The organism is Wolinella succinogenes DSM 1740, from assembly GCF_000196135.1.
GTDB classification, from domain to species: domain Bacteria; phylum Campylobacterota; class Campylobacteria; order Campylobacterales; family Helicobacteraceae; genus Wolinella; species Wolinella succinogenes.
This window is the reverse complement of the sequence record NC_005090.1, coordinates 1,411,023-1,432,778: the sequence shown is the minus strand read 5'-3', so window position 1 is coordinate 1,432,778 and position 21,756 is coordinate 1,411,023. Positions and strand designations below refer to the sequence as shown.

Here is a 21,756-nt window from a genome sequence, read left to right as displayed (position 1 = left end):
CTTCGAATCGGCTTTTGAAGGAGTGAGCAAATAGCGTTCCTTGTGGGCTAAGGCTAGAGAAGAGAGAGAATTTCTTGGGCTACTTTGAGTGGGGATTGGTCGGCTTGGAGGGTGTGATTAGCTAGATGAAGATAGGAGCTGCGCCTCTGATTAAAAAGCGCTTTAGCCTTTGATAGGTCGTTTAAAAGGGGGCGTTTGGCACGCTCTTCTTTGGAGAGGCGCTCTAAAATAGCCTCGAAAGGAAGATCAAGAAAGAAGAGTTTGCCCAAAGAGGAAAGGTCACAAAAGAGAGGCATCCCGCCTCCTGTGGAGATGATAGATTCTTGGAGGGAGTGGCGCATTTGAAAGGCAAGCTCTCTCTCTAGAGCGCGAAATCCCTCCTCTTTGTGTTGTTCAAAAATCTGAGCAACGCTCATCCCCTCTCGTAACTCCAGCAATGAATCGGTATCGACCCAAAGGTGACCGCTTTCCTTGGCTAAAATCCGAGCCACGCTACTTTTTCCACTTCCCATAAATCCAATGAGAATGAGATTAGAGCCTTTAGCGGAGCTCAATAGAGAATCCCTCTTTTTGCGGTTTGATGGAGTAGCGGTATTGACCATCAAGCTCAAGAGTCACACGATAAAACTCCTCATGAGTTCCAATCGAAATGGATTTGATATAGGGAAGGCCTGTGGGAAAATCTTTGATGAGGACCTTTTTGGTCTTCTTTTGGAAGTCGATGAGAATCTTAGAGGGTGAGGCGAGAGCCAAATCTCGGCGAATCAAATAGGGAGTCTGGATGAGAAGTTTTTTTCCAGAGAGCTCAAAAACAAACTCCTCAAAAGGCTCGAATTTTGAAACTCCAGGAGCGGGAGTGGGTTTTTGGATAGCAGGAGTGGCATCTAGGGGGCGAATCTCTTGGGAGAGGAGGAAGGGGAAGTGCCAATCAATATCCCCCTCTAAAAGGGTCTCCTGCTCAGAAATAGAGCCATCCATGTTTTGGTAGGTGAGGGTGATTTTTTTGATCTTACGCGCGCTAGAGGGAAGGGTGATCTTCTGCTCTTTGAAGTAGTTGGGCTGAGGAGGCAGGGAGACCTCTCCGCTCTCTTTGGGGGTCATGAGGGGCTCAAAAGGGTCGCGGGCAAAAATCCAAAGAGGGAGAAGAAGTATCCATAGAGTTTTCATGTTAGGGCTCCAGACCTTTAAGTTCGAAATACTCTTTCTGCAGTCGTGCATTCTCCTCTCGGAGCCTTTCCACTTGGTGTTTGAGCTCATTTTCGTAGCTTCTAAGACGCAAGAGCACCTCCAAGGAGTTGGTTCCAAAGAGAAGATTTCCGATGTAGACACCAAAAAGCATGACCCCTAAAAGAATGCTAAGCCAAGGGAGAAACCACGAGGAATCCCCTTTTTTCTTTGGCTCTAGCAAATCATCGGGGCTCTCGTGGGTCATTATAGTCCAATATTAAAAAAGAGAGCGGCCAAGATATTCAGAGCGGCAAAGCTCGCTCTCAATGGCAAGCAGGCGATTATATTTGGCGATTCGTTCGCTTCGGGCGGTGGAGCCTGTTTTGATTTCGCCTGTGTTGAGCGCTACGGCAAAATCGGCAATAAAGGAATCTTCACTTTCGCCACTTCGGTGACTCATCACGCATCGATAGTGATTTCTTTGAGCCAATCGAACGGTCTGCATGGTTTGGCTCACGGTTCCAATTTGGTTGGGCTTAATGAGAATCGCATTGGCGATTCCTTGAGAGATTCCCTCTTGGAGGATTTTGGCGTTGGTGACGAAGAGATCATCCCCTACAAGCTGAACTTTGCCGCCCAATCTCTCGGTGAGATATTTCCATCCTTTCCAATCATCTTCGCTCAGACCATCTTCAATGGAGACAATGGGATATTTGGCGATGAGAGATTCATAATAGCCCACAAGCTCCTCACTGCTAAGCGTGCGTCCTTCTCCCTCGAGGTGATAGAGGCCTTGCTCGTTGACAAACTCGCTGCTAGCGACATCAAGGGCGAGAGCGATCTCTTCGCCGGGTCGATAACCCGCTTTCTCAATCGCCTGTATGATGATTTGGATGGGCTCTTCATTAGTTTTGAGGTTGGGTGCAAAGCCCCCCTCATCTCCAATGCTGGTGATATGTTTGGAATCTTTGAGAATCTTTTTGAGGTGATGATAGACTTCGGCGCTAGCGCGAAGCGATTCGGAGAAGTTCTCAAAGCCTAGGGGCATGATCATATACTCTTGAAAATCCACCGTGTTATCGGCATGGCTTCCGCCGTTGATGATGTTGAGCATGGGGACGGGCAGGGTGAGGGCATTGGCTCCGCCAAGATAGCGATAAAGAGGAATATTGAGGCTTTTCGCCGCGCTTCTAGCCACTGCCATAGAGACTCCAAGAGCGGCATTGGCGCCGATATTGGCAAAGTTTTCCGTGCCATCTAATTCTTGGATAATGGCGTCAATCTCACTCTGATCAAAAGGGCTCAATCCGATGAGCTCCTCGGAGAGCTTGGTGTTGACATTTTCGCAGGCCTGCAAGACTCCCTTGCCTAAATATCGAGAATCGCCGTCTCGAAGCTCCAAAGCCTCCCTTTTCCCTGTGCTGGCACCACTTGGAACGATAGCGCTGGCGCTATTTCCATCGCTTAGGGTCACGGTGGCTTTGACGGTCGGATTGCCTCGGCTATCCATGACTTCTTGAGCAACAATATTATCGATATAAATCATCCCAATTCCTTATGATTCTAGGTTTTCTGATTCGTCTTCATCGTCCCCAAAAGTAGTGATTTCATCACTTGAGCCGATGGCGCCGATAATTTTAGCCTGAATTTCATTTGCAATTTCTTTGTTTTCTTTCAAAAAGGCTTTGGCATTCTCTTTGCCTTGACCTAATTTTTTGTCACCATAACTGAGCCATGAGCCGCTCTTATCGACAATGTCCAGTTTCACGCCATAGTCGATGAGCTCGCCTTCTTGGCTGATTCCCTCACCAAACATAATGTCAAATTCTGCTTCTCTAAAGGGGGGCGCGACTTTGTTTTTGACCACTTTGGCTTTGACGCGATTCCCAATGTGCTGTTCGCCCTGTTTGAGGGAGGCGATTCTTCTTACATCGATTCTCACGCTAGCATAGAATTTGAGCGCATTTCCGCCTGTGGTCGTCTCAGGGCTTCCATAGCCCATCATTCCGATTTTCATACGGATTTGGTTGATGAAAATCACGGTGGTGTTCATCTTGTGGAGCACGCCCGTGACTTTTCGCAGGGCTTGGCTCATGAGGCGTGCTTGGAGCCCTACGTGTTGATCGCCCATATCGCCATCAATTTCACTTTTGGGGGTGAGGGCAGCCACCGAATCGACCACGATGAGATCGACCGCTCCGCTTCGTGTGAGGGTCTCTAGAATCTCTAACGCCTGTTCACCATAATCAGGCTGGGAGACAAGAAGATTCTCTGCATCCACCCCAAGGCGTTTGGCGTAGGAGACATCTAGGGCGTGCTCGGCATCGATAAAAGCGCAGATTCCGCCCTTTTTTTGACACTCAGCGATCACTTGAAGTGCGAGCGTGGTCTTTCCAGAGCTCTCAGGTCCATAGATTTCGATGATTCTTCCTTGGGGGATTCCTCCGATTCCTAGGGCAATGTCGAGCCCTAATGAGCCCGTGCTAATCGAATCGATCTTTTCCACGGGTTTTTCGCCAAGTCGCACGAGGGCGCCTTTGCCAAAGGCCTTGTCAATCTGTTTGATCGCTAGATCGATCGCTTTGCGTTTGTTCTCATCTAGTGCCATGAAATACCTCTCTTGCTTTGGGGTTAAAGTCTTGATGTTCGGAGGATTTTAACGAAGTTTGGGTTAAAATGAAAAAATTGATTGCATTTTGTAATCTTCAATCCAATTCATGCTAGGAACCACCCGATGAGAAAGATTCATGTCGCCCACTCGCCCGATGCCGATGATATTTTTATGTATTACGCGATGGCCTTTGGCTGGGTGGGGAATGAAGGTTTTCGCTTTGAGAATGAGGCGCTGGATATTGAGACGCTCAACCAAAAAGCCCTTCAAGGATTCTATGATGTGAGTGCGATCTCTTTTGCGCTCTATCCCCATGTTCGCTCTGAATATGCACTGCTTAGAACAGGGGTGAGTTTTGGCGAGGGGTATGGACCAAAGCTCATCAAAAAACGCGACACCAAGCTTAAGCGCAACTTTAAAGTTGCGCTTAGCGGACGCTACACGACCAACGCGATGCTCTTTAGGATCGCCTACCCTGAGGCACGAATCACCTATAAAAATTTCCTAGAGATTGAGGGGGCGGTTTTGAGCGGAGAGGTGGATGCGGGCGTTCTGATCCATGAATCGATTCTCCGCTTTGACGAGAGTTTGGTGGTGGAGCGCGAGATATGGGAGGTGTGGCAAGAGCTGGCCAAGGAATCGCTCCCTTTGCCTTTAGGCGGGATGGGAATCCGCCGCTCGATCCCTCTTCATGCGGCCTTAAAGGTTGAGGATCTCTTGATGCAGGCCGTGGCGGTGGCGAGAAAGAATCCCAAACGACTAAGCCAGATGCTCCATGAGCGTGAGCTGTTGCGCGTGAAGGATGAGGAGCTAGAGCAATACTTGAATCTCTATGCTAATGAGCGCTCTATTTCTATGGATGAGGAGCAACTAAAGGCTCTAGATAGGCTTTTTGCCATCGGATATGAGCACCAAATTTATGATGAGAGAATCAAGGTTGAGGATTTCTTGCTCCCCAAAGAGTACGAAGAGCTAAGAAGAAGCTAAGAGGGGCCAAGGCGAGAGAGCCTTGGCTTGGAGAGTATTAGTCGAAAGTAGGCTTGGGAGTAGCGTCTGTCATTGCAGGAAGCATAGGATAGTCAACTTTGGGCTTGCGGCCTTCGAGTGAACCAAGGAAGGTGGCGATTTTACCCGCTTCAGCGTCGCTGATTGCAATGCCTAGCTGGGTGCTGCCCATCTCTTTGATTGCATCACTGAGCGACCAGAAGGCTCCATTGTGGAAGTAGGGGGCGGTTTCGGTGATGTTTCTTAGCGTGGGAGTTTTCACCATGCCATTGGCATCTCCTTTGAAGTCTCCTAGGCTAGCGAATTTGTATTGAGCGGCGACTTGGAAGGGTTGCATGGTTCCGCCGAGGTTGACTCCTGTGTGGCAGGCGGTGCATCCTTTTTCGATGAATAGATCAAGACCCTCTTTTTCGGCTTTGCTGAGGGCTTTGGAATCGCCATTGAGGAAATCATCAAAGCGAGAAGGCGTGACTAGGGTGCGCTCAAAAACGGCGATCGTATCAGCGATGAGCTTGAAATCCACCTTGACATCTTTGCCATAAGCCTTCTTGAACTCGGCAACATAGGCGGGAATGGAGTTGATTCGCTCTTCGACTAGCTCTTTGGGAGCTGCCATTTCAGGGCCTGCTTGGATGGGGCCTTGGGCTTGATCGGCGAGGTGAGCGCTTCGTCCATCCCAAAATTGAACGCTGTTAAAAACGCTGTTATAGACCGTGGGAGAGTTGAGGTGAGAGGGGTTGGCAGTCCACTTGTGTCCAATAGCGGCGGGAACGGCGTCCGCACCTCCAAGGCCTAGATTGTGACAGGTGTTACAGGAGATGAGATTGCTTCGAGAAAGTCTAGGATCAAAGTAGAGTTTTTTGCCTAGCTCGACCTTCTCTTTGGTGGTGGGATTGAGTTTGGCATCTTCGGATTGCTCGGCTAGCTTGGTGAGCGCCTTGGGGTCTTTGGGAAGAGCGAGGATTCCTGCCTCTTTGACTTTTTTGATGAGTGCGGCATCATCAGCGAGCAGGGTGGTTGCAGCCAACACCATACTTCCAAACATTACAACTTGCTTTAACATAAGTCCTCCTTAGATTTGTAAAGATAGGATTTAATTGTATAGAATATATTTTAGAAGAAGATAAAAATTATTGATTAGTATATTTTGGTATTGAAATATTTTTCCAAATCAGGGAGTTTGGGGGAGAAAGAGGTTAGAATCAAGAGATTTTTCCTAGAGAAAGGGGAGTATGGAAGCGAAACTGATGGCTTTGGCGATTGAGACCTATAAAATCACGCTGATTCTCTCGCTTCCAATGCTGATGGCGGGCTTGGTGGTGGGACTTTTGATCAGTATTTTTCAAGCCACCACACAGATCAACGAACAGACCCTCACCTTTGTTCCTAAGATTCTTGTGGTGATTGTGGTGGTGATCCTCACGATGCCATGGATGATGAATATGCTCATCGACTTCACCACGCGCCTTATTAAGATGATCCCCGATTTTCCCTTTTAGGCTTTGGGTATGAAGCGTTGGATTGACTTTTCGCTCTATTCAAGCGTGAAGATTGGCCCTCTCTTGGAGGTGGAGGTGATCGAGGAGATAGGGAGGTGCGAAGGATTGCAGGTCATTGGGCACGCCTACAATCTCCTCCTCTCGTCCCAAGCCTCTTCGCTTGCCGTATTGGGCGATTCCTTTGAGGGTATTACCCTAGAGGATGGGTTTTTAAAAGTGGGGGCGGCGACCCCCTCAGGAAGAGTTTTTTCTTACGCTAAAAGAGAGAATCTCCGAGGTTTTGAGATGCTTGGCGCCCTTCCTGGGAGTGTGGGGGGGCTAGTCAAGATGAATGCGGGAATGAAGAGCTATGAGATCAAAGAGATTCTAGAAGGAATCATCACCGCTAGAGGGTTTGTCCCTGCGAGTGAGCTTGGGCTTGGCTATCGAAGCAGCGGCATTGATGAGATCATCTTCTACGCTCTTTTTAAAAGAATCGAAGGTTTTAGAGGAGAGCTTTTAGAGGAGTTTCGCTTGATGCGCTCACGCCAGCCCAAGGGGGCGAGCTTTGGAAGTGTCTTTAAGAATCCTGTAGGTGATTATGCGGGGCGACTCATCGAGGCGGTAGGGCTCAAAGGAGTCAAAAGAGGAGGGGCAATTTTTAGCCCGCTCCATGCGAATTTCCTCATCAATGAAGGAGGCGCGAGCTTTGAAGATGCGCATTGGCTCATCAAAGAGGCACAAAAAAGAGTGCACGAAGCGTTTGGAATTAAGCTTGAGCCTGAGGTGGTGATCTTGTGAGGCAACAGCCCCTCTAGAATCGAGGGGTGTTTTTATTTGTTCTGATTGTTTCGATGGAGGGGGTGTTGGTAGTCGTTTCGTTCACACCCACTCATGCCTAAAGCGGCGATGAAGATGAGCAAGAGGGTGAGGATTCCTGTTTTCATCGATTCTCCTTTTGGGGTTTAAAGCTTAATGATTTTAGCACCAAAACCGCCCATTTGCGCAGGGGCATCTTCAAAAGAGCGCACTTTGGGGTGGGTTTTGAGAAACTCTTTGATGGCGTAGGCGAGCTTGCCCGTGCCAATTCCATGATAGACGAGAATCTCATCGAATCCCGCGAGCAGAGCATCAGAGAGGAAAGAATCGAGCTTCTCCACCGCTTCATCGCCTCTTAGTCCATGCAGATCCAGCGAGACTTGGGCGCTCCTAGCTCCCTCGACAGAGATCTTGGGTGCCTTTGGTTTGGGTCTAGGAAGCTGACCTAGGGGGCGGAGCTCCCCTTTTTTGACGCGCAGTTTAAACCCTTCATCCAATTCGATCATCACCTCCCGTTCGCCAAGAGAGAGAATCGTTCCTTGGCTTTGGCGGTATCGGACCCTCTCGCCCGCCTTGAACTCATGTTTGAGCGAGGGATTGGAGATGCTTCTGGAGCGCTCCTCCTCTTTGATGGCTTGAAGCAGTTTGTTGGCGTTATTCATCCCCTTGTGAATCGATTCGGCTTGACTCTCCTTGGCGGCCTCTTTGGCGGCGTCGATCGCTTCTTGGTAGCGCTGGTCGAGTCTTTGGAGGTGGTGACGATGCGCCTCTTTTTGTTTCTCTAGGGTGTCATTCAGCTCTTCGCGCTTTTGACGCACGCGCTCTAGCTCTAGCTCTAGCGCTCGATTCTTTTGCCCAAGCTCAATCTCTAGCTGGGCGCTCTTTTCGATCAGCTCGCCTAGCTTCTCTTTGTCCTGTCCATAGACCTCTTTGGCTTCCTTGATGACAAAGGGTGGAATCCCGTAGCGTTCGGCGGTTTCAAAGGCGTAGCTTTTGCCAATGGTGCCTTGCAAAAAAGAGAAAGTGGGCATTTGGCGCTTTTCATCATAAAGAGCGGCCATGAGCTCCACCTCTTCATTGGCCGCCATGAGAGCCGCGAGGCGTTTGTGGTGGGTGGTGATGATGATTTTGAAGTCTCGTTTGATGAGTTGCTCTAAGATCACCTTAAAAAGGCTAGCCGCCTCGTCACTATCGGTTCCAAGCTCGATCTCATCCACGCCCACTAGAAAGCCTCGCTCTTTGAAAAAGCGCTCAAAGGAGAGCATTCGACCTGCAAAGGTGGAGATATCGTTCTTGGCACTTTGAGGATCATCCAAAACCGCAGCGATTCCCTTGAAAGAGCCGATGCTTGACTTTGATGCTAGGATAGGCATGGGGATGAGGTAGCGAGCCAAAAAGGCGCTAGAGAGGATCGATTTGAGGAGCATCGTCTTTCCTCCTGCATTGACCCCTGTCACCATGAGAATGCTCTTCTCAAATCTCACCGAGATGGGCTTGGGGTTGTTGAGGGCGGGATGGCAGAAGCCCTCCAAGATGATTTTGGTGTCTCGGCTTGGAGTCATGAACTCAAGATTCTTGGCTCTAGCAAACGCAACACGCGCCTGATAGTGGTCGAATCGGTCAAACTCTTTATCGAGGTAGCCAAGAAAGGGGAGCTGTTTGCCCATCATCGCGGAGAGCTCCTTGCAGATGAGAAACTCCATCTCGGTGATTTGGCTTAAAAGCGCTCCCTCCCTCTCTTTAAGCCTAGAGACGCTCTCAGGGAGCACATAGAAAAATCCCGCTGCGCTTCGTCCGATCACCTGCGCCTTGATGGCATGATTGAATCCGCCTCGCACGAGAAGCGATTCTTCGCCATTGATGAGGTGAATCTGGCGGTCAATGAGGTAGGGGAGCAGGGAGGCATTGGATAAAAGGCGCAAAAGTGCCTCTTTGATCTCTTGCTTGGTGCGTTTGAGAGAGACATTCACCGAATCAAGCTCAGGGTAGATTCCCTCTTTGAGATTCCCCTCTTTGTCAAAACGATGCTCAATCTCTAAGATCGTCTCAGGAAAGCGAATCTGGGCGAACCAATCAAAGAGGATTCCCTCGATGCGGAGGTTTTTGAGGTAGAGCATATAACGCCAGAGCTTCACCCACTCAAAAATCTCATCACGCCGCAGGAATCCAAATTTTTTAAGATGGATGATATCGCGTTCTAAAGGGGCGATGGGAGGAGGGGGATTGAATTGGATTTTGTCTAGGGCTTCTATGAATTGGCGGTGACGATGGATATCACCCTCCATGTGAGGGGGCTTGGGGCGAGAGAGGAACGAGGCAAAAAGCTCTAGGAAAGATTCTAGATCGAGCTTTTTGGCAAGCTCAAAATAGTGCGGATCATTCACGATTCGGAGCTCTCTTGGCAAGTTTCAATGGAGAGAGTGATTCCGTGATAGGGGGTGTTGGCTTTGCCTATGAAGCTGAGCGTTCCACTCACGAAGTTGAATTGCTCTTGGTTGACTCGATACTCTTGGCACTGCAGACTTTTGCCTTGGCGAAAGAGAGTGATGAGGCGTGCCTCTCTTTCAGAGCGCTTTTTTTGCAAGGTGGCATAAGAGCCCGCCAGGATCACGATTAGAGCGATGGCGAGGGCTATGAGATATCTAGGCATGGGTTAGATTCCTCCTCGGAGTTGATAGGTGATATCTCCCGCTCCAAAGCCGACGATAAGCCCCTCTTTAAGCTCTTCAAGAAGCGTCCCTTCATGCCACAGAGAGAGACCCCAAGATTCTCGTTTGAGGTGGGTGGCAAAGAGGGGGGAGTAGCGCTTAAAGAGGGTTTGCAAATCAAGACTCACGGGCTTTTCTCCTGCGGCATAAACAGGCAGGATGATGAGCCGATCCACCCCTTTGAAGCACTCAATGAATCGCTCAAGATTGGAGAGGGTGCGAGAGTATTTATGCGGTTGCCAAATGGCGGTCACGGGGAGGTCGCCAAGCAGTGCAGAGTATTTTTTGACCGCGCCTAGGGTCGCTTCGATCTCGGTGGGGTGATGGGCGTAATCATCGATAAGAATCGGAGCGCTCTTTTGAAGAATGTCAAAGCGCTTTTTGATTCCTTTGAAGTTTTGAAGGCGCTCTTTGATGAGGGCTAGAGGCATCTCATCCCTCACCGCCAAAATCGCCAAAGAGGCATCCAGTGCGATATGTTCCCCTAAGCCCCAAACACGAAAATCCCCAAGGTCAAGGAGTTTGAAACGAGTGTAGGGCTCGCCTTCGATGAGCTCGTAGGAGAGCTCGGTGATGTCACGACTGGGATAGAGGCGCGTGGCCTCTAGGGAGGTGAGTGTGGAGAGGAAGGCGTCTTCGGCGTTGATAACGCGCTTTTTGGCTTTTTGCAAAAACTCTCTATAGGCACCATGAAAGAGATCTAGGTCGTAGTTGTAGTTCTCCATGTGTTCAGGCTCGGCGTTGGTGACGATGGCGCAATAGGGGTTGGAGTTGAGAAAGCTTCGATCGCTCTCATCCGCCTCAAAAACCACACACTCGCTTCTAACCTCTCGGACATTGGAGCCAAACTCCTTGCTCTCCGCTCCAATAATGGCGCTACAATCAGGCAAAAGAGAGCTCAAGATGGCGGTGGTGGTGCTTTTGCCATGGGCTCCTGCGACGGCATAGACTCGTTTGTCACCCAAAATCATGGGAAGTGCCTCGGCGCGGGAGAGGATGGTGATTCCCCTCTCTTTGGCGCGCACCAACTCGATATTATCAGGCTTGATGATGGCGGAGTGGATGAGGAGCTCTTGATTGGTGATGATTTCCGCATCATGAGGGATAGAGAGGGGAATCCCCATCTTTTTGAGGTATTTGGTGGTGGTTCCTTCAGCGATGTCAGAGCCGCTCACTTCAGCCCCTTGGGCTTTGAGGTATTTAGCTAGGCCAGAGATTCCAATTCCTCCGATACCAACAAAGTGAATTTTTAGCGCTTTAGACATGAGACGACCTTCAAAAGAGCATTTTGGAGAGTGGAGGGTTCATGGACGAGGGCAAGGCGAACATAGCCTTGACCTGCGCCTTGGCGACCGAGGAAAGAGCCGGGGAGCACGACCACTCCCTCCTCTTGATAGAGCTTTTGGGTGAAGGCAATATCATCCCCCACAAAGAGCCACGCATAAAAGCTCCAAGGCTCCACGGGGATTCCTAGAATCTCTTGGGCAAGCTTTAGGTTTTGGGCATATTTGGAGCGAATCGCTTCGGCGTGCTCTCCATCCTCCCATGCCAAAGCCGCGGCTTTTTGCAAAGGAAGAGGGATGGCGCATCCTACATAGGTGCGATACTCTCCATAACCTTTGAGAATCGAGGCATCGCCAGCAATATAGCCACTCCTTAGGCCTGGGGCGGAGGAGCGTTTGGAGATAGAGTTGATGGCGAGGATGTTTTTAAAGCTTCGATTCCCCACGGCCACGCTTGCCTCTAGAATCGAAGGGGCAGGGGTGTGAGCGTAGATGTCGCCATAACACTCATCGTTGATGAGAATGAAATCAAACTCTAGGGCGTGTTTCACCCAAACCCCTAGCTCTTCTAGGTTCAAAGTGCGCCCTGTGGGATTGTTGGGAGAGTTGAGAATCACCAAGTCGCACTCTTTCATCTCCTCTTCGGTGAGGCTTGGCGTGAAGCCATTAGAGGCGTTTATCTCCATATAGAGGGTGTGCGCCCTAGAGGCAATGGCCGCTCCTTCGTAGATTTGATAGAAAGGATTGGGATGCGCCATCACGGGAGAGGGCTTATCAAAGAGGAGGTATTGGGGGAGGGTAAAGAGCACCTCTCGCGTCCCAAAAGTGGGAATAAGCTCGGAGGGCTCTAGTCTGAGGTTGTAGCGCCGCTCAATAAAATGGAGCTGTGCCTCTTTGAGGTAGGATTCTCCAGCGCTTTTGGGGTATTTTTTGAGTAGAGCGCTATTTTGGGCGAGCGCCTCTTGGATGAAAGAGGGGGTCTCAAACTGGGGCTCTCCAATGGTGAGCTCTAAAAGGGGTCTCTCTTTGGGGGCGGTGAGGGGGGCTAGAAGGGTGCGAAGCTTCTCAAAAGGGTAGGATTCAAATTTCAAGGGCCAATCTCCAAAAAAGTGAAGAGGGGCGACCCTCTATCCTCTAGCCAAAGCAGAGGAGAGGCGCCCTTTGTTTTTTAGGGATTCTAGCTAAAAGTAGCTTTGAGAAAGGGAGAGTTAGTCGCGTCTTTTGCGTCTAGAGTAGTTGCCCTCAGAGGAGCGATTCCCATCACGGCTATCTCTTCGGTAGCCGCCGGAGTTTCTAGAGCCTCCTCTAGAGCCCCCTTTGCCTCCTCTAGAGTTTCGATCGCGCCTATCATCGCCACTTAGGCGGTTTTTGAGCTGCATAAGATCCTCTTTGGAGAGACCAATCTTGTTGGGCCCCATGATAGAACTCTTTTTCATGAGCATGGAGAGGAGTTTGCACGCAAGCTGCGTGGTGTCAATCTCTCCTCGAATCTGCTCATAGATTCGGAGGGCATCATCGGTGATGGAGTGGTTGAGAAGATTTTGAATGAGCTTAGAATCGGTCTGCTTGAGGGTCTCAGCGATGGTGGGAATTTCATAGAGCTCAATCGTGGCTTTGGTGGTTTCAGAGATTCGTCGAATCTCTTTAAATTCCAAAGGAGTGGCGAGCGTGATAGCGATCCCTTTTTTACCTGCGCGGCCTGTTCGCCCGATTCGGTGGACATAACTCTCGGGATTGAGGGGGATGTGGTAGTTAAAGACATGGCTTACATTGCTGATATCGAGTCCTCGTGCCGCTACATCGGTGGCCACAAGAATATCAATCGCCCCTTGTTTGAAGGCGTTCACCGCAGCTTGGCGCTCTCGTTGTTCCATATCACCATGAAGCGCTCCTGCTTGGTAGCCCTTAGCGATAAGTCGATTGGAGAGGTCATCGGCCTCTTTTTTCATTCGGGTGAAGATGATGGTTTTGCTGGGCGCTTCGCTATCGATGAGCCGCACAATCGCATCTTCGCGCTCATATTCATTGATGATGTAGTAGCGTTGGGAGATGTCACTGTTGGTGGTTTCGTTGGTGGTCACCTTCACCATTTTGGGGTTGTGGAGAATCTTTTGAGCGAGGTTCTTGATGGGGGCGGGCATGGTCGCAGAGAAGAGAAGGGTTTGGCGACTAGCGGGCAGGTAGGTGAAAATCTCTTCGATATCATCGAGGAATCCCATATCAAGCATCTCATCGGATTCGTCTAAGACGATAGTGGTGGGGTTGAAATTTTTGAGTCGATCATTTCTTAAGTGATCAAGAAGTCGTCCGGGGGTAGCGATGATGACTTGGGGAGCTTTCTCTAGGAGCTCAACCTGGCGTCGAATCGCTTGACCGCCATAGACGGAGACGGTTTTGGTGCGGCAGTTGCGGCCGAGTTTGAAAATTTCATCACTGATTTGGACAGCGAGCTCTCGCGTAGGAGTGATGATAAGGGCTTCAATGGAGCCATCATTTTTGAGGTTTTGGATGATAGGGAGTCCGAAGGCAGCCGTTTTGCCTGTCCCTGTTTGAGCTTGAGCGATGAGGTCGTGGCCTCCAAGAACCAAGGGAATGGCTTCGACTTGGATGGGGCTAGGAACTTTGAAGCCTGCTTCGTGAATCCCTCTAAGAAGATTCTCTTTGAAGCCAAACTGCTCAAATCCTGCTTGCTCTTGCTCTTCGTGTGCGTTTACGTGGTTATCCATGGGTGTTGGTTACTCTCTTGTTTTAAATTATGATTGATTTGACGGATTTACTTGGAAGGCCCATTGGGGGTGCAGAGGGTTGTTGGATTGTGGATATAGCGTCTATGCACGGCTAAAATCGGACCCGCTCCTCACAAATGCGAAAAAAACGCCCTGATTATACTAAAATAAACCTAAAAAAGCCAGCAAGGGCTATTTTTAGAAGAACTAAAAAAAGGAAGGGCTATAATGCGCCAGTTTTTAAAGGAGAGAGTGAGATTATGGAATTAGCCCTGACTGGTTGGTTTGGTTCCGCCCCTTATGCGGTGAGTTTTCTTGCAGGGATGCTCACCTTTTTGAGCCCTTGCGTGTTGCCCCTTATCCCTGCCTATCTCTCTTATGTTTCGGGAATCTCTTTGGGGGAGCTTAGGAGCGGTGATTCTTTGAGTTGGCGAGCGCGTCTTTTGATTTTTCGCTCAGCCCTTATGTTTGTTTTTGGATTCTCGTTGGTCTTCGTGCTTTTGGGGGCTTCCATGGCGCGAATCATAGGCAATATCTTCACCTATGAGATTATTGCTTATGTGGCGGGAGGGATTATTATTCTCTTTGGTCTTCATGTGGCAAGAGTCATCACGATTCCCTTTTTGAATTACGAGAAGAGAGCGGATTTTGGCACCTTGGAGGAGAAGGGCAAGGGCTTTTGGATGACTCTTTTGGCTCCTCTTCTTTTGGGCATCTCCTTTGCTTTGGGCTGGACGCCTTGCATCGGGCCAATCTTTGCAGGAATCATCTCTATGGCTGCAAGCGAGAGCTCTAAAGGGATTGCCCTCATGAGCGTCTATGCCGCAGGACTTGGAGTCCCCTTTCTGCTCTCTGCGCTTTTGGTGAGCACGATGATTGGGTGGCTCGGTAAAATGAAGGCCTATATGAGAGCTATAGAGTGGCTATCAGGGGGGCTTTTGGTGTTCATTGGGATTTTGGTCGCCACGGGAGGTTTGGGGAAGCTCTCGGCTTGGTTTTTAGAGCGCTTGGCTTAAGCGCTATTTTTTCGCCCAATAACTACATCAAGAAAGGAAATCTATGGTCATCAAGGGAGCCATCGTCTGCGATTATGAGCGGGAACAAAAGAACGATGTGAGGATCAGGGAGGGGAAGATTGTCGAGATACAGAAGTCGATTCTTCCTGAAAAGGGCGAAGAGGTGGTGCTAGCAGAGGGGCTATCGCTCCTGCCTGCGATGGTTGATCTCAATGTCCGTGTGGCCAATGATTCTCTTACGGGCAAAAATCTCGCCACTCTCGCCAAAAAAGCCGCCAAAGGGGGCGTGGGAAGCCTCGCTTTGATGCCTGATTGTTCTCCCTCTCTAGATAATGAGGCAGCCATTGAGCTTCTCAATAGTTACAAAGGCGAGCTTCCTGCTTCAATCTTTCCTATCGCCTCCGCAACCAAAAAAGAGGATGGAAAGCTCTCTGACCTCTCGATTCTTCATAAGATGGGGTGTCGAGGGATCGCTATAGAATCCTCTTTGGATGGTAATCTCTCTCGAAGGGTGTGCGAATACTCTTTGATGATGAAAGCACCGATTTTCTGCCGATGCGAGGATGTCTCGCTTCGAGGGTCGGGCGTGATGAACGATGGCTATCTCTCCTCTAGGATGGGATTACCCGGAATTCCTAGCCTAAGCGAGACTAAAGAGGTCGCCAAGATGGCAGAAACAGCGATATTCATGAGGACTCCAGTGCTCTTCCAAGCCCTCGCCAATGAGCGAAGTTTGCGCATCATTGAGAGAGCCAAAGAGGAAAACCCCTCCCTTTTTGCGGAGGTCTCCATCCATCATCTCGCCATCACGGAGGATTTTTGCTCAGGATTCAACACAGGCGCTAAAATCCGCCCCCCGCTTAAATCTGAAAGTACTCGCAAAAAACTCCTCCAGCTTCTTAAAGAGGGAGTCGTGGATGTGGTCACCTCTTTGCAGTCTGAACACTCTCTCTCTAAAAAAGATGTCGCCTTTGAAGAGGCTGCCTTTGGGGTGGATAATATCGAAAATCACTTCTCGCTCTGCTACACCTATCTCATCAAGCAGGGGCGGTTGAGCATGAGCGATTTAAGCCGAGTGACAGCCAAGCGAGCCGCTGAGATTTTGGGGCTGGAGAGTAAGGGCTATGTAGGCGTGGGAGCGGATGCAGATCTGATTCTCGTGGATATCAAGAGCTCCAAGGTGGTGGAGGATAATTTCTCGCCCTACTACAATTCGATTCTTTATGGAGAGGTGGAGCGCACCATCATCGCGGGAGAGACGGTCTATAAACGAGAGAAGAAGGGATAAGAGATGCCAGAGATGAGCTATTGGATGAAGCTATTCACGGGGTGGAGCCAGTCATTGCTTGATTCTCTTTTCACCTTCTCGCCCAAGCTTTTGGCTGCGATTCTTATCGCCATCTTGGGGCTCTATCTTGCGAAGCTAGCCAGACGCTACACTTTTAGGCTGCTGCTTAAAGTCACCAAGGATGAGATTTTGAGCCGATTCCTTGCGCGGGTGCTCTATGCGGGTGTGGTGGTGCTCACCCTCATCACCGCCCTCTCCAATCTTGGCGTGCAGACCGCCTCTATCATTGCCGTGCTTGGAACGGCAGGTCTAGCCATTGCCCTCTCTCTCAAAGATTCCCTCTCTAACCTTGCCTCAGGAATCATGCTCATCGTCTTTCGCCACTTCACCAAAGGGGACACGGTCGAACTCAATGGAACGCTTGGAAACGTCGAAGAGATCAGCCTCTTTCACACCAAGCTCACCACGCCTGATAATCGCAGCGTGATTCTTCCGAATGCCTCTATTGCTCAAGCCAAAATCATCAACTTCACCTCCAATCCAACGAGGCGCTTGGAGTGGACTTTTAGCGTCTCTTATGAGAGCGATATTCGGCGCGCCAAAGAGGTGATTTTGCTCGCGCTTCAAAGCGAATCACGACTTCTTGAAGAGCCCGCTCCTTTGGTCGGAGTCGGGTCGCTTGGAGCGAGTGGAGTGGATTTTATCGTGCGCGCTTGGGTGAAAAAAGAGGAGTTTTTCGCCGTGCAAATCGCGGTGAATGAGGCGATTAAGCTAGCCTTAGATGAGGCGGCTATAGAGATTCCCTATAACAAATTGGATGTCAATCTCATCTCTAAAGGGACCCTTTGATCCATATTTTAGGCGCAGAGAGGGTGCTATTGTGCGATGAGGAGTTTCGCCTCCTCTCTAAGGGTGCGGTTGCGTTTTTAGGTGATAAGATTCTTGCGGTTGATTCTTATGAAAAGCTCCAAAAGCGCTATCCAGAGGCTTTGGCCGAGTATCATCCTCAAGGGATTCTGCTCCCGGGGCTCATCAATGCCCATCTTCATCTAGAGTTCAGCGCGAATCAAACCACTCTTCTCTATGGAGGATTTGATCGATGGCTCTCTAGCGTCATCACTCATCGAGATGTGCTCATGGGTGAGGGGGCAAAGGAGGCGATGAGGCGAGCTTTGGATGAGGTTCTCTCTAGCGGCACCACTACCATAGGGGCAATCAGTAGCGCGGGTCTTGATTTGGAGATTCTGGCTCACTCAAGCCTTAGGGTGCTCTTTTTTAACGAGGTGATTGGCTCTAACCCCTCCGCGATTGATTTTCTTTGGGAAGATTTTTTGGGTCGCCTAAAGCGGAGCGAAGAGTTTAAAAGCTCGCGTTTCACGCCTTTAGTGGCCATCCACTCTCCCTATTCGGTGCATCCTTTTTTGATTAAACGAGCCCTTTTGGAGGCCAAGAGACTAGGAGGGGTGGTCTCAACGCACTTCATGGAATCAAAAGAGGAGAGGGAGTGGCTGGAGGAATCTAGAGGTTTTTTTGGCGACTTTTTTGCTCGATTCTTTGGAGGAGTCAAGCCCAAGGCGCTTAGCACGCCCCTAGAGTTTTTGGAGCTTTTAGAGGGGCAGAGGGTGATGCTTGTGCATGGAGTGCAGATGAATGAAGAGGAGCTTGCCAAAGCAGCCTCTCTAGGCGCTTCTTTAGCGAGCTGTCCACGCTCCAATCGTCTCCTAGGTGGAGAGCTTTTGGATATCTCTAAGGTCAAAAAAGCGGGGATTCCCTTTCTTTTGGCCACGGATGGATTGAGCTCCAATACCTCTCTATCGCTCCTAGAGGAGCTACGAATCGCGCTCTTTGCCTATGCCAAAGAGCCTCTAGAATCGTGGGCTAGAGAGCTTGTGCTATCGGTAACTAAGAGGGCGGCGTATGCTTTGGGTCTAGAGAGCGGCGAGTTAAGAGAGGGATTGAAGGCTGATTTGGCACTCTTTGAGCTAGAAGGAATAGGAGAGTGCACACAAGAGGCACTGCAGTGGATTCTCCACGCTAAAAAAGTCAAAACGCTCTATATTGAGGGCAAGAAAGTCGAGGTGAAATAGAAGAGATGTGGGAGTGGATAAAGCGAATCGGCAGGGTACTGGTGGCGCCTTTGGAGTTTGTGACGCGCTATTTTAAGGCGCTACTCTTTTTGGTGATTGTGGTGTGGATTTTTGGAGCCAATGAGGGCTCTAGCGCCATCAATGAGACCAATTTAGCCGAAATCTCGCTTAAGGGGGCGATTCTTAATCCGGACTCTTTTTTGGAAGAGCTAGAGAGAATCGAATCACTTCCTAGGCTTGCAGGGGTGCTTTTGGTGGTCGATTCTCCAGGGGGAGCGATCGCTCCTTCGGTGGAGATATCTGAAGAGATCAAGCGACTCTCCGCCAAGGTTCCTGTGGTGGTCTATGCTCAAGGGGTGATGGCAAGCGGAGGCTATTATGCGGGGATTTGGTCGAAGAGAATCATCGCCAATAAAGGGAGCCTGATTGGCTCCATTGGGGTGATCTTCAATGGGGCGGATGTGAGCGAGCTAGCCAGTAAAATTGGAATCAAGACCCAAACCATCAAGGCGGGAAAATATAAAGAGGCAGGCACCTTTATGCGTCCGTGGAATGAAGATGAAGAGGGAGAGATTAAGAGGCTCGTGAGGAAGCAGTATGAGATGTTTGTCTTGGATGTGGCGGAGGCTAGGGGGCTTGATCAAGAGGTTAGCCCGCTGTATGCTGAGGGGCGAGTCTTTAGCGCTACAGAGGCTTTGGAGCTTGGCTTGATTGATCAGATTGGAATCAAAAGCGATGCCAAAAGGGCGCTCGAAGAGCTAAGCGGAGTCAAGGAGCCCCTATGGCTTCAAAAAGAGCCTTGGGAAAAATATATGGAGCGGTGGATGAGCCAAGCGACTCTTCAACTCTCCACTCTCTTAGCCTCTGGAATCTATTAAATTTTTAAGAAGGTTGTGATTTAACGCGATGAAAAAATATGTCTTACTGATCCTCTCCCCCGATGAGAAAGGTCTCATCTACAAAGTCACCTCGATTATCTTCAAGCGAGGGCTCAATATCGACAAGAACGATGAGTATGTCGATAGTGAAGAGAATCGATTCTTTATGCGTGCCGAGTTTAGCGGTGAGACCGATCCTCTGGCGCTTTTGGCGGAGATTCGTGCGTCACTTCCAGAGAGAGCCGAGGTGAAGCTAGAGGAGATTCGCCCCAAAGATATTGTGATTCTCTGCACCAAAGAGAATCACTGCTTAGGCGATCTTTTGCTTCGCTATGATAGTGGAGAGCTAGAGGCCAACATTAAAGCGGTGGTCTCCAACTATGACCACCTAAAGCCTTTGAGTGAGAAATTTGAAATCCCCTTTTATGGAATCTCGCACGAAGGAATCTCGCGCCAAGAGCATGAGCAGAGGATGCTAGAGTGTCTCGCCGCTTTGAAGCCCGACTATCTAGTGCTCGCTAAGTATATGCGGATTCTATCGCCTGAGTTTGTCCATCACTATGAGCGTCAAATCATCAATATTCACCACTCCTTTCTTCCCGCCTTTGTCGGAGCCAATCCCTACAAGCAGGCGCATGAGCGAGGGGTGAAGATCATTGGTGCGACCGCTCACTTTGTCAATGACAATCTGGACGAAGGTCCCATTATCGCCCAAGACATCATCAAGATTGACCACTCCTATACATGGCGCGATATGCAAAAAGCAGGGCGCGATGTGGAGAAGGTGGTTTTGGCTAGGGCGCTCAATCTAGCGCTCCATGATCGGATTTTCGTCCATGGCAACAAAACCGTTATCTTCTAAAGAGGCCCAAGAGGTTCGCCAGCTCATCATCAAGCGCCGTCTGGGATTAATGATGAAGAGTCACGCCAAAAGCTTCGCTCTCCTTTTGAAGGCTTGGCTTAGAGGCTCTAGAGAATGAAGCTGCAGATCGTTTTGGTTGAGCCAAGAATCCCCCAAAATACGGGCAATATTGGGCGCTTGTGTGCCGCCACTCAAAGCGCACTCCATCTCATTCATCCGCTAGGATTCACCCTCTCTCAAAAAGAGATTAAGCGCGCAGGGATGGACTATTGGGAGCATTTAGAGCTCTATGAGTGGAGCTCTTTGGAGGCGTTTACAGAGGCACACCCTTTTGGCGAGAGTCATTTTTTGCTCACCACCAAAGCCAAGCGCGCCTATTTTGAGGCCTCATTGCCTCCTAGCGCCTATCTCTATTTTGGGCGTGAGGATGCGGGGCTTCCTCAAGTGCTTTTAGAGGCGCACCCTCAAGCCATGCTCAAGATTCCAATGAAAGAGGGAAACCGAAGTCTCAATCTAGCCACAGCCACAGGTATTGTGCTCTATGAGGCGATTCGTCAAAATTATCCTCTTTTTTAGGGATGCCCCGTAAGAAAAAACGAAACAATGCTCATATTTTGGGCATTTGGGTGTAGGAATCTAAAGGTTGCGCTCACTATAATATTCGCATTTTTTAAATCCAAATCGATGACAAAAAGGAGACAAAGATGAAGGGAATGTTCAAACTTGCACTTATATCAGCGGTAGCGGCGGGTTCACTTGTCGCGGCTGAAGTGAAAATCGGAGTGGTTTTGCCCCTAAGTGGCGCTATTGGCGGTTATGGACAATCCGCCAATAAAGGCATCACGCTGATCAATGAGCTCAAACCCACGCTCGCCAATGGCGACACCATCAAGCTCGTGGTTGTTGATAACAAAAGCGACAAGATCGAATCGGCCAACGCCATGCAAAAGCTCGTCTCCAGCGATAAAGTGGACGCGGTTATTGGAGCGCTCACCTCGACTAACACGCTGGCCATGACCAAGATCGCCGATGACACCAAGACGCCTTTGATAGCTCCTGTGGCAACCAACGACCGAGTGACCAAGGGACGCAACTACGTGAGTCGTGTCTGCTTCTCGGATAGTTTTCAGGGGGTTATTGGGGCTAATCTCGCCTACAACGATCTCAAGGCCAAAAAAGCGGCCGTTTTGTTTGATAGCGGCAGTGACTATTCTATCGGCCTCACCAAGGCTTTCAAGCAGCAGTTCACCAAGCTAGGAGGTAAGATTGAGATTGAGGCTCAAGTTCCTGCGGGCACCAAGGATTTCAAAGCGCAAATCTCTAGCGTCAAAGCCAAGGGTGTGGATGTAGTCTATATTCCTATTTACTCCAACGAAGCGGCTTTGATCGCGATTCAATCCAAGCAGCTAGGTCTCAATGTTCCCTTTATTGGCGGAGATGGAATTGCCGCGGATAAGGTCTTCTTTGAAGTAGGCAAAGAGGCGATTGAGGGCTACATGGCAACGGATTACTACTCTCCTGATGCCAAGCAAACCCCCAAGGGCGCAGAGTTTATGGCGGCTTATGCGAAAAAATACAACAACGAGAAAGTCCACACCTTCGCCGCTATGATTGCCGATGCTTATGGAATCATCACCAGCGCCATGGAGAAGTGCACCAACCCTAAAGACAAAGAGTGCGTGAATCAAAACATTCGCGCCACAAAGAATTTCGAGGGAATCACAGGAACCATCTCGCTTGAGAATGGCGATGCGGTGAGGAGCGCGGTCATCAACGAGGTGAAGAGCGGAGAGATGGTCTATAAGACCACGATTAATCCTTAATCTAG

Annotated in this window: 23 protein-coding genes; 12 read left to right on the top strand and 11 right to left on the bottom strand. The window is 49.7% G+C overall.

Annotated features, from left to right (window positions below):
* Positions 1-53 precede the first annotated feature (53 nt).
* From WS_RS07120 to recA, 5 genes are read right to left on the bottom strand one after another with little or no spacing between them, the layout of a single operon-like run.
* Entirely contained in the window at positions 54-554 is a 501-nt protein-coding gene (locus WS_RS07120) for a shikimate kinase (RefSeq protein WP_011139333.1), read from the bottom strand.
* Positions 541-1,167 carry an AMIN domain-containing protein gene (locus tag WS_RS07115; RefSeq protein WP_011139332.1) on the bottom strand — a complete coding sequence of 209 codons (627 nt, stop codon included), beginning with the start codon at positions 1,165-1,167 and terminating at the stop codon, positions 541-543. Before WS_RS07115 ends, WS_RS07120 begins: the two co-directional genes overlap by 14 nt.
* Position 1,168: 1 nt before the next feature.
* Positions 1,169-1,432, bottom strand: a complete 264-nt coding sequence (locus WS_RS07110) for a hypothetical protein (protein ID WP_011139331.1) — start codon at positions 1,430-1,432, stop codon at positions 1,169-1,171.
* A gap of 12 nt (positions 1,433-1,444) precedes the next feature.
* Positions 1,445-2,713, bottom strand: a complete 1,269-nt coding sequence (gene eno, locus WS_RS07105) for a phosphopyruvate hydratase (RefSeq protein ID WP_011139330.1) — start codon at positions 2,711-2,713, stop codon at positions 1,445-1,447.
* Between the two features lie 9 nt (positions 2,714-2,722).
* Entirely contained in the window at positions 2,723-3,775 is a 1,053-nt protein-coding gene (gene recA, locus WS_RS07100; RefSeq protein WP_011139329.1) for a recombinase RecA, read from the bottom strand.
* 126 nt (positions 3,776-3,901) lie between these two features.
* Between recA and WS_RS07095 the strand changes: the two genes are divergently transcribed.
* Positions 3,902-4,765: a menaquinone biosynthesis family protein gene (locus tag WS_RS07095; protein WP_011139328.1), complete on the top strand. Its 864-nt coding sequence runs from the start codon at positions 3,902-3,904 to the stop codon at positions 4,763-4,765.
* Between the two features lie 37 nt (positions 4,766-4,802).
* Here the strand turns inward: WS_RS07095 and WS_RS07090 are convergent, their stop codons facing one another.
* Positions 4,803-5,828, bottom strand: a complete 1,026-nt coding sequence (locus tag WS_RS07090) for a cytochrome-c peroxidase (RefSeq protein ID WP_408646039.1) — start codon at positions 5,826-5,828, stop codon at positions 4,803-4,805.
* A gap of 187 nt (positions 5,829-6,015) precedes the next feature.
* Between WS_RS07090 and fliQ the strand changes: the two genes are divergently transcribed.
* Together fliQ and WS_RS07080 are read left to right on the top strand one after the other, a co-directional pair.
* A complete protein-coding gene (fliQ, locus tag WS_RS07085) occupies positions 6,016-6,282 on the top strand; it encodes a flagellar biosynthesis protein FliQ (RefSeq protein ID WP_011139326.1) in 267 nt (88 codons plus the stop codon).
* Between the two features lie 9 nt (positions 6,283-6,291).
* Positions 6,292-7,062, top strand: coding sequence for a UDP-N-acetylmuramate dehydrogenase (locus tag WS_RS07080; RefSeq protein ID WP_011139325.1), 771 nt, complete (start codon positions 6,292-6,294; stop codon positions 7,060-7,062).
* Between the two features lie 164 nt (positions 7,063-7,226).
* On the opposite strand, the gene WS_RS07075 is transcribed toward WS_RS07080, so the two are convergent.
* The 5 genes from WS_RS07075 to WS_RS07055 all read right to left on the bottom strand — a co-directional run bounded on the left by WS_RS07075 (position 7,227) and on the right by WS_RS07055 (position 13,797).
* The gene (locus tag WS_RS07075; RefSeq protein WP_011139324.1) at positions 7,227-9,464 is read right to left on the bottom strand and encodes an endonuclease MutS2; all 2,238 of its coding nucleotides are present in this window, start codon (positions 9,462-9,464) and stop codon (positions 7,227-7,229) included.
* Complete coding sequence (locus tag WS_RS07070; RefSeq protein WP_011139323.1) at positions 9,461-9,730, bottom strand: hypothetical protein; 270 nt, start codon at positions 9,728-9,730, stop codon at positions 9,461-9,463. The genes WS_RS07075 and WS_RS07070 overlap by 4 nt, the downstream gene beginning before the upstream one ends.
* Before the next feature lie 3 nt (positions 9,731-9,733).
* Complete coding sequence (gene murC, locus WS_RS07065; protein ID WP_011139322.1) at positions 9,734-11,053, bottom strand: UDP-N-acetylmuramate--L-alanine ligase; 1,320 nt, start codon at positions 11,051-11,053, stop codon at positions 9,734-9,736.
* Positions 11,038-12,162, bottom strand: coding sequence for a succinyldiaminopimelate transaminase (locus WS_RS07060; RefSeq protein ID WP_011139321.1), 1,125 nt, complete (start codon positions 12,160-12,162; stop codon positions 11,038-11,040). The genes murC and WS_RS07060 overlap by 16 nt, the downstream gene beginning before the upstream one ends.
* Before the next feature lie 117 nt (positions 12,163-12,279).
* Complete coding sequence (locus tag WS_RS07055; protein WP_011139320.1) at positions 12,280-13,797, bottom strand: DEAD/DEAH box helicase; 1,518 nt, start codon at positions 13,795-13,797, stop codon at positions 12,280-12,282.
* A 260-nt stretch (positions 13,798-14,057) separates the two neighbouring features.
* Here WS_RS07055 and WS_RS07050 point away from each other — a divergent pair, with 260 nt between their 5' ends.
* From WS_RS07050 to WS_RS07015, 9 genes are all read left to right on the top strand, one after another.
* Positions 14,058-14,813: a cytochrome c biogenesis protein CcdA gene (locus WS_RS07050; protein WP_011139319.1), complete on the top strand. Its 756-nt coding sequence runs from the start codon at positions 14,058-14,060 to the stop codon at positions 14,811-14,813.
* Between the two features lie 43 nt (positions 14,814-14,856).
* Complete coding sequence (locus WS_RS07045) at positions 14,857-16,101, top strand: metal-dependent hydrolase (RefSeq protein ID WP_041571856.1); 1,245 nt, start codon at positions 14,857-14,859, stop codon at positions 16,099-16,101.
* Positions 16,102-16,104: 3 nt separating this feature from the next.
* A complete protein-coding gene (locus WS_RS07040; protein WP_232013721.1) occupies positions 16,105-16,950 on the top strand; it encodes a mechanosensitive ion channel family protein in 846 nt (281 codons plus the stop codon).
* Positions 16,947-18,188 (top strand): aminofutalosine deaminase family hydrolase, encoded by a 1,242-nt coding sequence (gene mqnF / locus WS_RS07035; protein WP_011139316.1) that lies wholly within the window; start codon positions 16,947-16,949, stop codon positions 18,186-18,188. The genes WS_RS07040 and mqnF overlap by 4 nt, the downstream gene beginning before the upstream one ends.
* Positions 18,189-18,193: 5 nt before the next feature.
* On the top strand, positions 18,194-19,066 hold the full coding sequence (gene sppA, locus WS_RS07030) for a signal peptide peptidase SppA (RefSeq protein WP_011139315.1): 873 nt from the start codon (positions 18,194-18,196) through the stop codon (positions 19,064-19,066).
* 28 nt (positions 19,067-19,094) lie between these two features.
* Entirely contained in the window at positions 19,095-19,928 is an 834-nt protein-coding gene (gene purU, locus WS_RS07025; RefSeq protein ID WP_011139314.1) for a formyltetrahydrofolate deformylase, read from the top strand.
* A complete protein-coding gene (locus WS_RS10980) occupies positions 19,903-20,046 on the top strand; it encodes a hypothetical protein (protein ID WP_158305208.1) in 144 nt (47 codons plus the stop codon). Before purU ends, WS_RS10980 begins: the two co-directional genes overlap by 26 nt.
* Positions 20,043-20,504 (top strand): tRNA (cytidine(34)-2'-O)-methyltransferase, encoded by a 462-nt coding sequence (locus WS_RS07020; protein WP_011139313.1) that lies wholly within the window; start codon positions 20,043-20,045, stop codon positions 20,502-20,504. The genes WS_RS10980 and WS_RS07020 overlap by 4 nt, the downstream gene beginning before the upstream one ends.
* A gap of 128 nt (positions 20,505-20,632) precedes the next feature.
* Positions 20,633-21,751 (top strand): ABC transporter substrate-binding protein, encoded by a 1,119-nt coding sequence (locus WS_RS07015; RefSeq protein WP_011139312.1) that lies wholly within the window; start codon positions 20,633-20,635, stop codon positions 21,749-21,751.
* The last annotated feature ends 5 nt before the right edge of the window (positions 21,752-21,756 follow it).

What these genes read in the sequence shown, in the direction of transcription:
- WS_RS07115 (WP_011139332.1), bottom strand. Translation starts at nt 1,167, where the DNA reads ATGAAAACTCTATGGATACTTCTTCTCCCTCTTTGGATTTTTGCCCGC.
- WS_RS07110 (WP_011139331.1), bottom strand. Translation starts at nt 1,432, where the DNA reads ATGACCCACGAGAGCCCCGATGATTTGCTAGAGCCAAAGAAAAAAGGG.
- eno (WP_011139330.1), bottom strand. Translation starts at nt 2,713, where the DNA reads ATGATTTATATCGATAATATTGTTGCTCAAGAAGTCATGGATAGCCGA.
- recA (WP_011139329.1), bottom strand. Translation starts at nt 3,775, where the DNA reads ATGGCACTAGATGAGAACAAACGCAAAGCGATCGATCTAGCGATCAAA.
- WS_RS07095 (WP_011139328.1), top strand. Translation starts at nt 3,902, where the DNA reads ATGAGAAAGATTCATGTCGCCCACTCGCCCGATGCCGATGATATTTTT.
- WS_RS07090 (WP_408646039.1), bottom strand. Translation starts at nt 5,828, where the DNA reads ATGTTTGGAAGTATGGTGTTGGCTGCAACCACCCTGCTCGCTGATGAT.
- fliQ (WP_011139326.1), top strand. Translation starts at nt 6,016, where the DNA reads ATGGAAGCGAAACTGATGGCTTTGGCGATTGAGACCTATAAAATCACG.
- WS_RS07080 (WP_011139325.1), top strand. Translation starts at nt 6,292, where the DNA reads ATGAAGCGTTGGATTGACTTTTCGCTCTATTCAAGCGTGAAGATTGGC.
- WS_RS07070 (WP_011139323.1), bottom strand. Translation starts at nt 9,730, where the DNA reads ATGCCTAGATATCTCATAGCCCTCGCCATCGCTCTAATCGTGATCCTG.
- murC (WP_011139322.1), bottom strand. Translation starts at nt 11,053, where the DNA reads ATGTCTAAAGCGCTAAAAATTCACTTTGTTGGTATCGGAGGAATTGGA.
- WS_RS07055 (WP_011139320.1), bottom strand. Translation starts at nt 13,797, where the DNA reads ATGGATAACCACGTAAACGCACACGAAGAGCAAGAGCAAGCAGGATTT.
- WS_RS07050 (WP_011139319.1), top strand. Translation starts at nt 14,058, where the DNA reads ATGGAATTAGCCCTGACTGGTTGGTTTGGTTCCGCCCCTTATGCGGTG.
- WS_RS07045 (WP_041571856.1), top strand. Translation starts at nt 14,857, where the DNA reads ATGGTCATCAAGGGAGCCATCGTCTGCGATTATGAGCGGGAACAAAAG.
- WS_RS07040 (WP_232013721.1), top strand. Translation starts at nt 16,105, where the DNA reads ATGCCAGAGATGAGCTATTGGATGAAGCTATTCACGGGGTGGAGCCAG.
- sppA (WP_011139315.1), top strand. Translation starts at nt 18,194, where the DNA reads ATGTGGGAGTGGATAAAGCGAATCGGCAGGGTACTGGTGGCGCCTTTG.
- purU (WP_011139314.1), top strand. Translation starts at nt 19,095, where the DNA reads ATGAAAAAATATGTCTTACTGATCCTCTCCCCCGATGAGAAAGGTCTC.
- WS_RS10980 (WP_158305208.1), top strand. Translation starts at nt 19,903, where the DNA reads ATGGCAACAAAACCGTTATCTTCTAAAGAGGCCCAAGAGGTTCGCCAG.
- WS_RS07020 (WP_011139313.1), top strand. Translation starts at nt 20,043, where the DNA reads ATGAAGCTGCAGATCGTTTTGGTTGAGCCAAGAATCCCCCAAAATACG.
- WS_RS07015 (WP_011139312.1), top strand. Translation starts at nt 20,633, where the DNA reads ATGAAGGGAATGTTCAAACTTGCACTTATATCAGCGGTAGCGGCGGGT.